Source organism: Kitasatospora sp. NPDC034023 (genome assembly GCF_055575795.1).
Genome location: NZ_JBVIRY010000002.1, coordinates 477,873 through 492,721, shown reverse-complemented (window position 1 = coordinate 492,721; position 14,849 = coordinate 477,873). Strand labels below are relative to the sequence as shown.

The following is a 14,849-nucleotide window of genomic DNA, read 5'->3' as shown; positions in this document are numbered from 1 at the left end:
CGGGGGATAGGGGGGCGGCACGTGCGGCACGACAGACAGCGGTCGACCGTGGGCTCCCTCACCGGCGGTGTGTCGGACGGTCCGCGATTCCGCCTCGGGACCGTGGGACATGCCGGGGTCCGGCTTTCGCTGGTGTCGCCGGGTGGTGGCACCCCGCTATGAAAACGAGGAAGTGAGTCCGGGTGGCACTCTCCGTCTCCGCGCTGGTCCTGTTCGCGATCCTGTGCATCATCTTCATCCGCAACAAGCAGCTGAAGATCCCGCACGCGATCGTCGCCGCCCTGTTCGGCTTCATGCTGCACGAGACCACGGTCGCGACCTCGATCAACTCCCTGCTGGCGAACCTCGCGCACAGCATCTCCAGCATCACCGGAGGCTGATCCGGGCGCATCGCCCACCCCGAGCCGAAGAGCGCGCCGGTGCCGACGACCGTCGGCACCGGATCCCGAGCGCCCGGAGGCGAGCGGGCGAACAACAGTCACCGGCCGGCCCGTCTGGCCTCCCGCCAGCGAGCGAACAGACCCCGGGCGCGCGCCGCCGCCGGGGCCGGGACACGCATCCGTGCGGGTGCCACGGCACCCGCCGACGCGGCCTGCTCCGGTGCTTCCCGTTCGGCCGTCAACAGGACGAACATCCGTGCCCAGCACAGCCGTTCGCCCCGGGGCCAGTCCAGCGCGCGCAGCGCCGCCGACGCCGCCTCCGACACCTCGCCGCCCACCCGGACCTCGGCGACGTCGTCCCCCGCCTTCCCGCCCAGGAAGAGCTTCACCCCGACCGGCCCGGGCCCGGCCAGCTCCGACCGCAGCGCGGGCGCCAGCGCCGACAGCACCCGGTTCTCGGCGAGCCAGCCCGCCAAGTGCTCGTTGCCGAAGCCGAACACCGCCGCCGGCCCCTGGACCGCGCGCCAGCCCGGGAGTTCGGGCAGGTCCGGGCGGTCGGCGTGGACCCCGCGCCCCTCCGCGAGCTCGACCAGCACCGAGGCGGTGGTGGTCGCCCACATCTTCACCGCGTTGGCGAGCTTCTCCTCCTCGGTCTTGCCGAGGCCGGCCGCGCAGTCCCACACCACCGGCGCGTCCGCCCGGCCGAGCTGCAGCACGAAGCCGAGGTCCACGTGCCCGGCGCCGCCGTCCCCCGGGTGCTCACGCACCGCCACCGCCGTGGTGCCCGGACCGCGCACCACCTCGCCGTCCAGGCGGAACACCTGGCCCAGTTGCGCCATCTCCCGGACCACACAGAGCTGTATGACGGCCAGTCGCTCGTGTGGACGCACCGGGACTCCTCCACTTCGGGAGCGCGGCTGCTGAGCTCGCGCTCGAACTGCGCTCGAACGCCGCCGAGGCTATCGGCCCGGAACCCAGCGGGGAAACCATCCGGACTCTCCGACCCTCCGGTCGCGAAAATGTCCTGAGTGCCCCACTTTGGGCAGCGGAACCCGCAAGCCTTCCGCCCGGAGAGCCCGCATGCCCCGCACCACCGACCTGACGACCCCTCCGCCCCCGGCCCGACCACTGCTGTCCGGCCCGGACGGCTCCGGCCTGGTCGCCGAGATCGAGGCCTACCTCGCCTCGCTGCCCGCCCCCGCCCGCACCCCGCTGCCGTACGTCTGCCCGTACGGCAGTGCCCCGCAGCCCTGGCACGCCGGCCACCCGGTGCCCCGGGCCACCCTGCTCGACCGGGCGCTGCGCCGCCCCGCCCGCCCCGTCCCGGTCACCGCGGCCGACCACCTCCGGCTCGCCTCCCGCTACATCGGCGCCCACGGCTGGCTGCAGGGCGCGATGTGGGACGAGGCCGGCCGGGTCTGCCTGCTCGGCGCCCAGGCCGCCGTGCTGGCGTACGGCTACGGCACCCCGGTCACCGTCCGCACCGCCCGGGTCCAGCTGATGGAGGTGCTGCACGGCACCGGCCGCCCGGCGCGCTCCCCGGACGAGTACAACGACCGCCCCACCACCCGGGAGGGCGACGTCCACCTGCTGCTCGACCGCGCCGCCGCCCGGGCCACCCGCCTCGGGCTCTGAGCCGCGCGGGGGAGGGCCGGGGGAGGCCGCGGGAGGCCCGTAAGGCCCCGGAAACGCAGCCGGCCCCGCTGCGCGGAATGCGCACCGGGGCCGGACGAGGAGCGGGCGACGAGAATCGAACTCGCGTGACTAGTTTGGAAGACTAGGGCTCTACCATTGAGCTACGCCCGCGCGATCCCCCAGCCGTGACCGGCCGGAAGTTCGGGGAACAGCGTACCTGGTCCGGCGCCCCGCGTGCACACCCCATTTCGAGCACCCCCTGCGCGCCCGCGCGGAATGTCACCGCCGTCGCGCCCGCGCGCGAATAGGCGGCGAGCCGAACAGGCCCGCCGTGTACGCTTCCTCTCGGCACCACGGGGTGTGGCGCAGTTTGGTAGCGCGTCCGCTTTGGGAGCGGAAGGCCGTCGGTTCGAATCCGGCCACCCCGACAGTGCGGCAGGGTCTCGCCAACCGTGGCGGGGCCCTGTTCTGTTCGCCGGTACGGCGGCGCCTGGCGTGCGCCTTTCGTGGTACCGGTAGGATGGGGCGCTGGCGGTAGTCCCTGCGGCGTCCACCCAGGTCAACCGCACGAGGGCGAGGAGTCAAGCTCACCGTCCACCCCACGGGAGATGCAGCTCCAACCGCCCATCGCCCGTCTCGTCCGACCCACCCGTACGGCTCCGGCCGGGCGGCGGGGGCCGGGCGGAGACAACCTGACCGCAAGCCCCTAGGAGACCTAACCGTGAAGAGCGCCGTCGAGACTCTGAACCCGACCCGGGTTCGACTCACCGTCGAGGTGCCCTTCGAGGAGCTCAAGCCCAGCCTCGACGCGGCGTACAAGAAGATCAACCAGCAGGTCACGGTTCCGGGCTTCCGCAAGGGCAAGATCCCGGCTCGCGTCATCGACCAGCGTTTCGGCCGTGGCGCCGTGCTGGAGGAGGCCGTCAACGACGCCCTGCCGCGCTTCTACACGCAGGCCGTCGACGAGGGCAAGATCGAGGTCCTCGGCCAGCCCGACATCACCAACATCGAGGGTGTCGAGCAGATCGCCGACGGCGGTGACCTGAAGTTCACCGCCGAGGTGGACATCCGCCCGGAGATCACCCTGCCGGAGTTCTCCTCCATCGAGGTGACCGTCGACCCGATCGTCGTCTCCGACGAGGACATCGAGAAGTCGCTGGAGCAGCTGCGCGAGCGCTTCTCGTCGGTCAAGGACGTCGAGCGCGCCGCGGCCGCCGACGACATCGTGGTCGTGGACCTCGTCGCGAAGGTCGACGGTGAGGTGCCGGAGGACGGCACCGCCACCGGCGTCAGCTACGAGATCGGCTCGGGCCGCCTGATCGACGGCATCGACGAGGCCGTCATCGGCCTGTCCGCCGGCGAGGAGAAGACCTTCGAGACCGAGCTCAAGGGTGGCACCCAGGCGGGCAAGACCTCCGAGGTCTCCGTCACCGTGACCGCCGTCCAGGAGAAGGAGCTGCCGGAGCTGGACGACGAGTTCGCCCAGCTGGCCAGCGAGTTCGACACCCTGGAGGAGCTGCGCGCCGACTCCCGCAAGCGCCTGGAGCGCATGAAGGAGTACGACCAGGCCACCCAGGCCCAGGAGAAGGTGCTGGACGCGCTGCTCGCGCTGGTTGAGATCGAGTACCCCGAGAAGCTCCTCAAGGACGAGATCGAGACCCGCAAGCACAACGTCGAGCACCACCAGCTCGAGCCGATGGGCCTGAACATCGAGGCCTACCTGGAGACCCAGGGCAAGTCCCGCGAGGAGTGGGACGCGGAGATCGAGGAGCAGGCGAAGAAGGGCATCAAGACCCAGTTCGTCCTGGACCAGATCGTCGCCGACGAGGAGCTGGGTGTTAACCAGGAGGAGCTGACCGAGCACCTCATCCGCCGCGCCGCCGGCTCGGGCCTCACCCCCGACCAGTTCGCGCAGCAGGTCGTCCAGGGTGGCCAGGTGCCGCTGCTGGTCGGCGAGGTCGCCCGCGGCAAGGCGCTGGCCACCGTGGTCGAGGCCGCCAAGGTCGTCGACACCGAGGGCAACGAGATCAACTTCGACGACGAGGACGAGACGGGCGAGACCGTCGAGGCCGAGGAGACCGCCGAGGAGAAGACCGAGGCCTGAGCCCCGGCAGCCCCCTGAGGCACACAGCGGGCCCGGACGCCGTCATGGTGTCCGGGCCCGCTGTCTTCCCTCCCGCGGGACGCCGCGACCCTGCGCTCACAGCGAACAGTTCTGCGTGAGGGATTCTGCGGCCGGGCCTGCGCGTTAGGGTCCTTGGACAGCAACAATCACGACGTGATACCCGGAAGCTGTGCGACATCGTGACGGCCGTGGATCGACCGTCCAAATCGACTGAGCAGGTGGCTAAGTGACGTTCCCGCAGATGCAGATGCCTGGCCCGATGGCGCCGCACGCCGCCGCTGGTGACGTACTCGGCGGCCTTGGCGACCAGGTCTACAACCGACTGCTCAACGAGCGGATCATCTTCCTCGGCCAGCAGGTCGACGACGACATCGCCAACAAGATCACCGCCCAGCTGCTGCTGCTGGCCGCGGACCCGGACAAGGACATCTTCCTCTACATCAACTCCCCGGGCGGCTCGATCTCGGCCGGCATGGCGATCTACGACACCATGCAGTACATCAAGAACGACGTCGTCACCATCGCGATGGGCATGGCCGCCTCGATGGGCCAGTTCCTGCTCACCGCCGGCGCCAAGGGCAAGCGCTTCTCGCTGCCGAACGCCAACATCCTGATGCACCAGCCCTCCGCGGGCCTCGGCGGCTCCGCCACGGACATCCGCATCCAGGCCGAGCAGCTGCTCCGCACCAAGAAGCGGATGTCCGAGCTGATCGCCTTCCACAGCGGCCAGTCCTTCGAGCAGATCACCAGGGACTCCGACCGCGACCGCTGGTTCACGCCGGAGGAGGCCCTGGAGTACGGCCTGATCGACGCGATCATGCACAGTGCCGCGGACGTCCCCGGCGGCGGCGGCACGGGCGCCTGAGCCTCGGCCCGGCCAACGAGACCACAGCCCCAACGCCCCGGAGGACAAGAACCCCCATGAACATCCCCAGCCTGTCGGCCGCCCAGGCCCGCGTCGAGGACATGCGCGCCGAGGGCCGCTACATCGTCCCGCGCTTCGTGGAGCGCACCACGCAGGGCATCCGCGAGTACGACCCGTACGCCAAGCTGTTCGAGGAGCGCATCATCTTCCTCGGCTCGCAGGTCGACGACGTCTCGGCGAACGACATCATGGCGCAGCTGCTGTGCCTGGAGTCGATGGACCCGGACCGCGAGATCCAGATGTACATCAACTCGCCCGGCGGCTCGTTCACGGCCCTGACGGCCATCTACGACACCATGCAGTACGTGAAGCCGGACATCACCACGGTCTGCATGGGCCAGGCGGCCTCCGCCGCGGCCGTGCTGCTCGCCGCCGGCACCCCCGGCAAGCGGATGGCGCTGCCGAACGCCCGGATCCTGATCCACCAGCCGTACACCGAGACCGGCCGCGGCCAGGTGTCCGACCTGGAGATCCAGGCCAAGGAGATCTTCCGGATGCGCGAGCAGCTGGAGGAGATGCTCTCCAAGCACTCCAACAAGTCGGTGGAGCAGGTGCGCGAGGACATCGAGCGCGACAAGATCCTGACCGCCGAGGAGGCCGCCGAGTACGGCCTGATCGACCAGATCATCTCCACCCGCAAGACGTCGCTGACCTCCTGAGGTCGGCTCCCTCCGCGCCCGCAGCCGGGCGGGAGGGAACCCCCGGGGCGGGGCGCGCACCCCTGGTGCGCGTCCCGCCCCAACCCGTCGGCGGGTCCGTGGCACGGCATCTGTTCGGTATCAATTCGCCCAGGGCGTAGGGCAGACCCGGCGAAGAGGACGGAATCACGGGCCCGGCAGAGTACCGTCGGATAGCGAGACCGAGCGCCGTCGGCGTTGACGGTCCACAGCACCAGGCCCCGGAACCCCTGCGGGGCCCCTGGCGAAGGGGAAGCACCTCGTGGCACGCATCGGAGACGGTGGCGACCTGCTCAAGTGCTCGTTCTGCGGCAAGTCGCAGAAGCAGGTGAAGAAGCTGATCGCCGGCCCAGGCGTGTACATCTGCGACGAGTGCATCGACCTGTGCAACGAGATCATCGAGGAGGAACTCGCCGAGACCTCCGAGGTGCGCTTCGAGGAACTCCCGAAGCCGCGCGAGATCTACGAGTTCCTGGACCAGTACGTGGTCGGCCAGGACCTCGCCAAGAAGGCGCTGTCGGTGGCCGTCTACAACCACTACAAGCGGGTCCAGGCCGGCGAGGCGGGCCGCAGCGGCGGCAACGGCCGCGAGGACGCCATCGAGCTGGCCAAGTCCAACATCCTGCTGCTGGGCCCCACCGGCTCCGGCAAGACGCTGCTGGCGCAGACCCTGGCCCGGATGCTCAACGTGCCGTTCGCGATCGCGGACGCCACCGCGCTGACCGAGGCCGGCTACGTCGGCGAGGACGTCGAGAACATCCTGCTCAAGCTGATCCAGGCGGCCGACTACGACGTCAAGAAGGCCGAGACCGGGATCATCTACATCGACGAGATCGACAAGGTCGCGCGCAAGAGCGAGAACCCGTCGATCACCCGGGACGTCTCCGGCGAGGGCGTGCAGCAGGCCCTGCTGAAGATCCTGGAGGGCACCACCGCCTCGGTGCCGCCACAGGGCGGGCGCAAGCACCCGCACCAGGAGTTCATCCAGATCGACACCACCAACGTGCTGTTCATCGTCGGCGGCGCGTTCGCCGGCCTGGAGCGGATCATCGAGGGCCGCGCGGGTGCCAAGGGCATCGGCTTCGGCGCCAACATCCGCTCCAAGCGGGAGTCGGACGCGAGCGACCACTTCCGCCAGGTGATGCCCGAGGACCTGGTGAAGTTCGGCATGATCCCCGAGTTCATCGGCCGTCTGCCGGTGATCACCAGCGTGCACAACCTGGACCGCGAGGCGCTGCTGCAGATCCTCACCGAGCCGCGCAACGCGCTGGTCAAGCAGTACCGCAAGCTCTTCGAACTGGACGGCGTGGAGCTGGAGTTCTCCCGGGACGCGCTGGAGGCGATCGCCGACCAGGCGATCCTGCGCGGCACCGGCGCGCGCGGTCTGCGGGCCATCATGGAGGAGGTGCTGATGTCCGTGATGTACGAGGTCCCCTCGCGTCAGGACGTCGCCCGCGTGGTGGTCACCGGGGACGTCGTCTCCAAGCACGCCATCCCCACCCTCGTCCCGCGCGACATGATCAAGCGCGAGCGCCGCGAGAAGAGCGCCTGACCGAGCCCGTCACGCACCGGCGCCCGTCACGCGAAGGGGCCCCGCACCGGATCCGGTGCGGGGCCCCTTCGCATGACCGGGGGGTGCTACTTGGCGACGACCATGGCGTCGCGGATCGTCCGGGTCTTGGCGGCCGCCTGCTCGGCGGTGAGCGGCTGGCCGCTGCCGCCGCTCAGGCTGACCTTGGTGAAGGAGACCCGGCCGGTGGTGGACTTGTCCGCCCACACACAGATCGTCGGGCCGGGCTTGCCGAGCATGGTCGACGTGCCGCAGGAGAGCTTCGCCGAGGAGTTGTTGGCGTCCTGTGCCGGGAAGTCGGTCATCGTCGTGGACAGGCCGTCGCCGTCCTTCTTGGAATCCTCGATGATCTGCGCGGGGTCGTTGAGGTTGCCGTAGACGCCGACCACCGAGAAGGTGTCCAGCGCGTCCGAGCCCTTGCTGTAGCTGGCCACCAGGACCTGCAGGTCGGTGCCGAACTTGGACGCCCCGGGCTTGCTCATGTCGGCGGCCTGCTCCTTGGCCGACTTCTGGACGTAGCCGTCGGCCAGGGTCTGCGGGGCGGTGATCTTGTACTTGCCGCCCGCGTCGCCGCCGAGGAACTTCCAGGCGGCGAAACCGCCGCCGCCCAGCACCAGCGCGCCGATCACCAGACCGATCACCAGGCCGCCCTTGCCCTTCGGCGGCGGCGCCACCGGGTAGCCCGGCTGCCCGTACGGCGCCTGCGGCGGCACGCCGTACGGCTGCTGGGGCGCGCCGTAGGGCTGCTGCTGCGGCGGGTAGCCGTACTGGGGCTGCGGGGCGCCGTAGGGCTGCTGCTGCGGCGGCTGGCCGTACTGCGGCGGGCCCCCGTAAGGCTGCGGCTGCGGCTGACCCTGCGGATACTGCTGTCCCTGGCCGTACATCTGCTCTGTGCTCCCCCGCCGCACCCGCGGCCTGTCGTGGTGTGGAGTCGTTCCGTGCACGTCCGGTCAACCGGACGAGTGCCCGGGCACGGTACCGCACGGTGCCCGTCCGGGGCCCGTTCGGGCGTGGCGCGTCCGCGGACCGAAAGCGGTTCGTAACCCGCCCCCCCGGTTACGTAAACTGTGCGTCGTGACCGACACGACGAACCAGCGCCCCGTGAGCACCACCGGGGACGAAGCAGCAACCCTCCCGACGACCTACACCCCCGCGGACGTAGAGGGCGAGCTGTACGAGCGCTGGGTAGAGCGTGGCTACTTCACGGCCGACGCGAAGAGCGAGAAGCCGCCGTTCACCGTCGTCATCCCCCCGCCGAACGTCACCGGCAGCCTGCACCTGGGCCACGCCTTCGAGCACACGCTGATCGACGCCCTGGTCCGCCGCAAGCGCATGCAGGGCTTCGAGGCCCTGTGGCAGCCCGGCATGGACCACGCCGGCATCGCCACCCAGAACGTGGTCGAGCGCGAGCTCGCCAAGGAGGGCAAGTCCCGCCACGACCTGGGCCGCGAGGCCTTCGTCGAGCGCGTCTGGAAGTGGAAGGCGGAGTCCGGCGGCCAGATCTCCGGTCAGATGCGGCGCCTGGGTGACGGCGTGGACTGGTCCCGCGAGCGCTTCACCATGGACGAGGGCCTGTCCCAGGCCGTCCAGACCATCTTCAAGAAGCTCTTCGACGACGAGCTGATCTACCGCGCCGAACGCATCATCAACTGGTGCCCGCGCTGCCTGACCGCCATCTCGGACATCGAGGTGGAGTACCAGGACGACGACGGCGAGCTGGTCTCGATCCGCTACGGCGAGGGCGAGAACTCCATCGTCGTCGCCACCACGCGCGCCGAGACGATGCTGGGCGACACCGCGGTCGCCGTCCACCCGGAGGACGAGCGCTACAAGCACATGGTCGGCACCGAGATCGAGCTGCCGCTGACCGGCCGCCGGATCCCGATCGTCGCCGACGCCCACGTCGACCCGGAGTTCGGCACCGGCGCCGTCAAGGTGACGCCCGCGCACGACCCGAACGACTTCGAGATCGGCCAGCGCCACGACCTGCCGAACATCGCCGTCATGGACGAGCACGCCGTCATCACCGTGCACGGCCCCTTCCTCGGCCTGGACCGCCTGGAGGCCCGCTCGGCGATCGTCGCCGCGCTGCGCGCCGAGGGCCGGATCGTCGCCGAGAAGCGCCCGTACGTCCACTCGGTGGGCCACTGCTCGCGCTGCAAGACCACCATCGAGCCGCGGCTGTCCATGCAGTGGTGGGTCAAGGTCGGCCCGCTCGCCCAGGCCGCCGGTGACGCGGTCCGCGACGGCAAGGTCAAGATCCACCCGCAGGAGATGGAGAAGCGGTACTTCGACTGGGTCGACAACCTGCACGACTGGTGCATCTCGCGCCAGCTGTGGTGGGGCCACCGCATCCCGGTCTGGTACGGCCCGAACGGCGAGATCGTCTGCGTCGGCCCCGACGAGCAGCCGCCGACCGGCGAGGGCTGGCACCAGGACACCGACGTCCTGGACACCTGGTTCTCCTCCGGCCTGTGGCCGTTCTCCACGCTCGGCTGGCCGGAGCAGACCGACAGCCTCGCGAAGTTCTACCCGAACTCCGTCCTGGTCACCGGCTACGACATCCTGTTCTTCTGGGTCGCGCGGATGATGATGTTCGGTCTCTACGCGATGGACGGCACCCCGCCGTTCCACACCATCGCGCTGCACGGCATGGTCCGTGACCAGAACGGCAAGAAGATGTCGAAGTCCTTCGGCAACGTCGTCAACCCGCTGGACTGGATGGACAAGTACGGCTCCGACGCGCTGCGCTTCACGCTCGCGCGCGGTGCCAACCCGGGCGTCGACGTGCCGATCGGCGAGGACTGGGTCCAGGCGGCCCGCAACTTCGCCAACAAGATCTGGAACGCCACCCGCTTCGCGCTGATGAACGGCGCCACCGTCGAGGGCCCGCTGCCCGCGCCGGAGGAGCTGACCGCGGCCGACCGCTGGATCCTGTCGCGGCTCAACAGCACCGTCGCCGAGGTGGACGGGCTGTACGAGGACTACCAGTTCTCCAAGCTCTCCGAGGCGCTGTACCACTTCGCCTGGGATGAGGTCTTCGACTGGTACGTCGAACTCTCCAAGACCACCCTGGCCAAGGGCGGCCCGCAGGCCGACGCCGCGCGCCGGGTGCTCGGCGAGGTCCTCGACGTCACCCTGCGGCTGCTGCACCCGATCGTGCCCTTCGTCACCGAGACGCTGTGGACCACGCTCACCGGGGCCGAGTCGGTCGTCATCGCCGACTGGCCGACCGACAGCGGCTACCGCGACGCCGCGGCCGAGGCGGAGATCGCCACGCTGCAGCAGGTGGTCACCGAGGTCCGCCGGTTCGCCGTGAGCCAGGGCCTCAAGGACCGGCAGCGCGTCCCGGCCCAGCTGGACCTCGACGGCACCGTGCTGGCCGTCCACGAGGACGCGATCCGCTCGCTGCTGCGGCTGACCGTCCCCGAGGAGGGCTTCGTGGCCACCGCCTCGCTCCCGGTCGCCGGCGCCACCGTCTCGCTGGACCTCTCCGGCACCATCGACGTCCCGGCGGAGCGCAAGCGCCTCGCCAAGGACCTCTCGGCCGCCGAGAAGGAGAAGGCGCAGACCACCGCCAAGCTCGGCAACGAGGCGTTCCTCGCCAAGGCGCCGGACGAGGTGGTCGCCAAGATCAAGGTCCGCCAGGAGGCGGCCGAGGCCGACATCGCCCGGATCACCGCCCAGCTCGCGGCGCTGCCGCAGGGCTGAGCCCGTACCGGCCCGTGAGGGGCCGCACTCCGCGACGCGCGGGGTGCGGCCCCTCGGCGTTTCGCGGTCTCCGCTGCCGGTTTTCCGCCGAGGGACGCTTTCATTACGCCTAATAGCGCAGGAACATTGCTCCCTTCCGGCGAATATTCATCCTGGACCGGGTGAGGTCCTATTCCGAGCGAATTGATTCCGGTCTTGCCCGCGCGCGTTCGCGGAAGTTTGCAGGTTCGGATGTGTACGGTGTGCACGGAGTTTCCGAAGGACGTTTCCGCTGAGCGTTCCTGCGGGGTGTCCCTGATGGGCGACGGACGGGAGGGCACGGCGTGGTGGTGACCGAGGAGTTGGCCGACGAACTGCCTGCCGAGATGGTCGAGGAGGCGAAGGCCAGGGCGGCGACCCTGCTGCTCGCCTTCCGGCACGGGAATCAGCTCGCGTTCGACCAGGAGCTGGACCTGCTGTTCGCCGAGCAGGCCGAGCGCGAGGTGACCACCCTGCTCACCTGGATCGCCGCCGAGGCCGTCCGCAAGGCGTACGCCCCCGAGGTCGGCGACAGGGTGCTGCGGGCGATGGCCCGGCGGGCCCCGGCCGACACCGGCGCGGTCGCGGTGGACGAGGAGGGCGCGGACGCCGCCCGGCTGATCGAGGCGGTGGCGGCCGGCGAGGTGGCCGAGGTCCGCGGTCTGGTCGCCTCGACGGCCGACACCACCTTCCTGCTGGGCGGTCTGCTGCAGGGCGTCGCGATGATGCTGCCGCTGCTGCCCGAGGGCGAACTGGCCGAGATCACCGCCGAGTTGCGCCGTCGGCACGGCGGCGCCGCGCACGTGCCGGAGGCCCGGGCCGGGGTCTGAGCCCCGGGCCGGGCCCGCCGCAGGCCGCTGCCTGCCGCGCCTACGGCATGGCGTGCAGGTGGGCGCCGATCGTGCCGGCGACCGGGTTGCCCGCCCTGGCGTCCCAGTTGGTGGACCAGGTCATCGCACCGCCGATGCCGGGCCAGGTGGTGTCGGGCTTGTAGCTGCCGCAGCCGGTGCCGGAGGCCAGGCAGTCCAGCGCGTTGACGACGGTGCCGGCGCCGAGGTAGCCGCCGCCCGCCGCGCTGGTCGAGGCCGGCACCCCGAGGCCCACCTGGTCGGGCCGCAGCCCGCCCTTGAGCTGGATACAGGCCAGCGCGGTGAGGAAGTTCTCGGTGCCCTGCGCGTAGACGTTGCCGTCGCAGCCGTTCATCGCGCCGGAGTTGTAGTACTGCATGTTGACGATGGTGAGGATGTCCTTCACGTTCAGCGCCAGTTTGAAGTACTCCATGCCGGTCGACTGCATGTCGATGGTCTGCGGCGCCATGGTGAGGATGAATCCGCTGCCTGCCTTCGCCGCCAGGGCGTGCAGAGCCTGGCTCATGGAGGTGGCGCTGATGCCGTTCTCCAGGTCGATGTCGATCCCGTCGAAGCCGTAACTCTGCATCAGCGCCCACGCGGTGCTGGTGAAGTTCGCGGCGGAGGCGGAGTCGCCGACCCAGACCGTGCCGTTCTGGCCGCCGATCGAGAGCACCACCCGCTTCCCGGCCGCCCGTTTGGCGGCGATGTCGGCCTTGAACTGGGCGTCGGTGTAGCCGCCGAGGCGGGAGGAGAGGGCGGGGTCGAGGGTGAAGCTCAGCCCGCCGCGGGTGGCGGTGGCGTCGGCGAAGGAGACCGCGATGACGTCGTAGGCGGCCGGGACGTCGCTGATCCGCTGGACGGTGGCGCCGTTGTCGAAGTTCTGCCAGTAGCCGGTGAGGATGTGCTTCGGCAGGTCGGGCGGCCGGCCCGTCGAGGTGGCGGTCGGGCTCCCGGTGGCGGTGGGGGTTGTGGTGCCGGTCGGGGTGGCCGTCGGGCTCGGGCTCGGGGAGGTGGTGGCGGTGGCGGTCGGGCTCGGGGAGGGCTGCGGGCCGCCGGGGCCGAGCAGCGAGACGTCGTCGGCGAGGAAGGGCGGCTGCCCGTACCAGCCGTGCAGGTAGACGGTGACGCCGGTGGTGTCGGGGCCGGTGGTGAAGCTCGTGCTCAGCCGGGCCCAGCCCGGCGAGGACGTCCAGGTGCTCGGATCGGTCCCGCCGGTGCCGCGGGCGCCCAGGTAGACGTACGAGCCCTGGACCCAGGAGCTCAGCGTGTACGACGAGGAGGGCTTCACCGCGACGGTCTGGGCGCACTCGCCGGTGTCGCCCGCGCCCGGGGTGGACTGCAGGGCGTACCGGCCGGAGTGCGCGGTCGTGCTCTGGACGGTGCCGCCGGTGCAGGTCCAGCCGGTCGGGTTCCCGGTCTCGAAGCCGCCGTTGGTGATCAGGTCGGTGTCGGCGGCGTGCGCGCCGGTGCCGCCGGCGAGCACGAGCCCGCTCAGGCCGAGGGCGACGGCGCTCGCTCCGGCGAGCAGGGAGTGGACGGCGCGCGGGCGCCGGTGTCGGGCAGGTGGCATGACTCCGTCTCCAGTGGGGGAGGCCCGGCGGCGCTTCGTGGGGGAGCGCGGTCCGGGGTGTCGATGGTGCGCGTGCGGGAGCTACCGACAACTCAAGTCCCTGTCGGGAAAGGAGACTTGCCTCACAAGGTGGAGTAGACCAATCCGGCTGTCAAGAGGGAGCTAGGCGGCCAGAAGCGGCGCCGGGGCCCCGGCGGACCCGGACCCAGGCGCGGACTCGGCGAGCGCGGCGGTCAGCGCGGCGATCCGGGCCGAGGCCAGGCCGTCGCCGTACGGGCTCGGGGTGGCCGCGAGCCGGGTGAGGCGCTCGGGGGTGTCGGAGAGCCAGGCGCGGGCCAGCCCGCCCAGCTCCTCGCCGGGCGCCACCAGCGCGGCGAAGCCGGCCGCCACCGCCTCCGGGCGCTCGGTGGAGCGGCGCACCACCAGCAGTGGACGGCCGAGCACGGTGCACTCCTCCTGCACGCCGCCGGAGTCGGAGACCAGCAGTGCCGCGTGGCTCGCCAGGCCCAGGAAGTCGGCGTAGCCGACCGGGCCGGTGACGGCCAGTCGCGCGAGCAGGCCGTCCAGGCCGAAGCGCTCGACGGCGGCCCGGGTGCGCGGGTGCATCGGGAACAGCACCGGGGAGCCGGCCCGGGCGATCCGGTCCAGCTCGGCGAGTACGGCGCCGAGCGCCTCGGCGGTGTCGGTGTTCTCCGGGCGGTGCACGGTGGCCAGGACGTACCCGTCCGGGCGCAGCCCGTACGCGGCGAGCAGCGCGGCGCGGGCGGCCTCGTCCGGCAGCTGACGGCGGACCACCTCGACGACGGTGTTGCCGGTGAGCTCGATCCGGTCCTCGGCCAGGGACTCGGCGCGCAGGTTGGCGACGTTGTCCGCGGTGGCGGCGCAGAGCAGGTCGGAGACGTGGTCGACCATCACCCGGTTGTGCTCCTCGGGCATCGCCCGGTCGAAGCTGCGCAGCCCGGCCTCGACGTGGACCAGCGGGATCTCCCGGGCGTTGGCGGCCAGTGCCCCGGCGAGGGTGGCGTTGGTGTCGCCCTGGACGACCACCGCGGCGGGGCGGTCCTCGGCGAGGGCGGCGTCCAGCTGGCCCAGGGACTGGGCGATCTGGCCGGCCCGGGGGCGGCCGCCGACGCCGGTGAGCAGTTCGGGCCGGGGCAGGTCCAGGTCGCGCAGGAAGCGGCCGGACATCGCCTCGTCCCAGTGCTGGCCGGTGTGCACCAGTCGGGTGGCGTCGCCGAGTTCGTGGATCAGCGGGGCGAGCTTGACCAGCTCGGGGCGGGTCCCGAGGACGACGGCGACGCTGGACGGGGGCAGGCACATGCTCATGCGGGGGCTCCGGTGGGGGCGTTGGGGAGGGCGCGGGGCGGGGCGGCTCGAGCGCGACGGG

12 protein-coding genes and 2 tRNA genes are annotated in these 14,849 nt (G+C 71.1%); 9 read left to right on the top strand and 5 right to left on the bottom strand.

Going from position 1 to position 14,849, the window contains the following annotated elements; genetic code table 11:
• The first annotated feature begins 182 nt into the window (after positions 1–182).
• Positions 183–380 (top strand): hypothetical protein, encoded by a 198-nt coding sequence (locus tag ACZ52R_RS05125; RefSeq protein ID WP_360504084.1) that lies wholly within the window; start codon positions 183–185, stop codon positions 378–380.
• A gap of 98 nt (positions 381–478) precedes the next feature.
• Here the strand turns inward: ACZ52R_RS05125 and ACZ52R_RS05120 are convergent, their stop codons facing one another.
• Positions 479–1,270, bottom strand: a complete 792-nt coding sequence (locus ACZ52R_RS05120; protein WP_465752755.1) for a DUF6348 family protein — start codon at positions 1,268–1,270, stop codon at positions 479–481.
• 190 nt (positions 1,271–1,460) lie between these two features.
• On the opposite strand from ACZ52R_RS05120, the gene ACZ52R_RS05115 reads away from it, so the two are divergent.
• A complete protein-coding gene (locus tag ACZ52R_RS05115; RefSeq protein ID WP_465620068.1) occupies positions 1,461–2,015 on the top strand; it encodes a DUF6197 family protein in 555 nt (184 codons plus the stop codon).
• A gap of 100 nt (positions 2,016–2,115) precedes the next feature.
• Here ACZ52R_RS05115 and ACZ52R_RS05110 read toward each other — a convergent pair.
• A tRNA-Gly gene (locus ACZ52R_RS05110) sits at positions 2,116–2,186 on the bottom strand.
• Positions 2,187–2,369: 183 nt separating this feature from the next.
• Here ACZ52R_RS05110 and ACZ52R_RS05105 point away from each other — a divergent pair.
• The 5 genes from ACZ52R_RS05105 to clpX all read left to right on the top strand — a co-directional run bounded on the left by ACZ52R_RS05105 (position 2,370) and on the right by clpX (position 7,294).
• Positions 2,370–2,443, top strand: a tRNA-Pro gene (locus ACZ52R_RS05105).
• 293 nt (positions 2,444–2,736) lie between these two features.
• A complete protein-coding gene (gene tig, locus ACZ52R_RS05100; RefSeq protein WP_465620070.1) occupies positions 2,737–4,119 on the top strand; it encodes a trigger factor in 1,383 nt (460 codons plus the stop codon).
• 268 nt (positions 4,120–4,387) lie between these two features.
• A complete protein-coding gene (locus tag ACZ52R_RS05095; RefSeq protein ID WP_380303373.1) occupies positions 4,388–5,005 on the top strand; it encodes an ATP-dependent Clp protease proteolytic subunit in 618 nt (205 codons plus the stop codon).
• Between the two features lie 56 nt (positions 5,006–5,061).
• Positions 5,062–5,724, top strand: coding sequence for an ATP-dependent Clp protease proteolytic subunit (locus tag ACZ52R_RS05090; RefSeq protein ID WP_218204740.1), 663 nt, complete (start codon positions 5,062–5,064; stop codon positions 5,722–5,724).
• Positions 5,725–6,004: 280 nt separating this feature from the next.
• A complete protein-coding gene (gene clpX / locus ACZ52R_RS05085) occupies positions 6,005–7,294 on the top strand; it encodes an ATP-dependent Clp protease ATP-binding subunit ClpX (protein WP_045696864.1) in 1,290 nt (429 codons plus the stop codon).
• A gap of 86 nt (positions 7,295–7,380) precedes the next feature.
• Here the strand turns inward: clpX and ACZ52R_RS05080 are convergent, their stop codons facing one another.
• Positions 7,381–8,196: a hypothetical protein gene (locus ACZ52R_RS05080; RefSeq protein ID WP_465664750.1), complete on the bottom strand. Its 816-nt coding sequence runs from the start codon at positions 8,194–8,196 to the stop codon at positions 7,381–7,383.
• Positions 8,197–8,386: 190 nt separating this feature from the next.
• On the opposite strand from ACZ52R_RS05080, the gene ACZ52R_RS05075 reads away from it, so the two are divergent.
• Both ACZ52R_RS05075 and ACZ52R_RS05070 read left to right on the top strand, forming a co-directional pair.
• Complete coding sequence (locus tag ACZ52R_RS05075; protein ID WP_465752753.1) at positions 8,387–11,023, top strand: valine--tRNA ligase; 2,637 nt, start codon at positions 8,387–8,389, stop codon at positions 11,021–11,023.
• Between the two features lie 323 nt (positions 11,024–11,346).
• Positions 11,347–11,871 (top strand): hypothetical protein, encoded by a 525-nt coding sequence (locus tag ACZ52R_RS05070; protein ID WP_360504096.1) that lies wholly within the window; start codon positions 11,347–11,349, stop codon positions 11,869–11,871.
• A gap of 40 nt (positions 11,872–11,911) precedes the next feature.
• Here the strand turns inward: ACZ52R_RS05070 and ACZ52R_RS05065 are convergent, their stop codons facing one another.
• On the bottom strand, positions 11,912–13,462 hold the full coding sequence (locus tag ACZ52R_RS05065) for a chitinase (protein ID WP_465752751.1): 1,551 nt from the start codon (positions 13,460–13,462) through the stop codon (positions 11,912–11,914).
• 162 nt (positions 13,463–13,624) lie between these two features.
• Positions 13,625–14,788 carry a non-hydrolyzing UDP-N-acetylglucosamine 2-epimerase gene (wecB, locus tag ACZ52R_RS05060; protein ID WP_465752749.1) on the bottom strand — a complete coding sequence of 388 codons (1,164 nt, stop codon included), beginning with the start codon at positions 14,786–14,788 and terminating at the stop codon, positions 13,625–13,627.
• Positions 14,789–14,849 lie beyond the last annotated feature (61 nt).

Coding starts and splice junctions, on each gene's coding strand:
- ACZ52R_RS05115 (WP_465620068.1), top strand. CDS start 1,461: ATGCCCCGCACCACCGACCTGACGACCCCTCCGCCCCCGGCCCGACCA.
- ACZ52R_RS05065 (WP_465752751.1), bottom strand. CDS start 13,462: ATGCCACCTGCCCGACACCGGCGCCCGCGCGCCGTCCACTCCCTGCTC.
- wecB (WP_465752749.1), bottom strand. CDS start 14,788: ATGAGCATGTGCCTGCCCCCGTCCAGCGTCGCCGTCGTCCTCGGGACC.
- ACZ52R_RS05080 (WP_465664750.1), bottom strand. CDS start 8,196: ATGTACGGCCAGGGACAGCAGTATCCGCAGGGTCAGCCGCAGCCGCAG.
- ACZ52R_RS05090 (WP_218204740.1), top strand. CDS start 5,062: ATGAACATCCCCAGCCTGTCGGCCGCCCAGGCCCGCGTCGAGGACATG.
- ACZ52R_RS05095 (WP_380303373.1), top strand. CDS start 4,388: ATGCCTGGCCCGATGGCGCCGCACGCCGCCGCTGGTGACGTACTCGGC.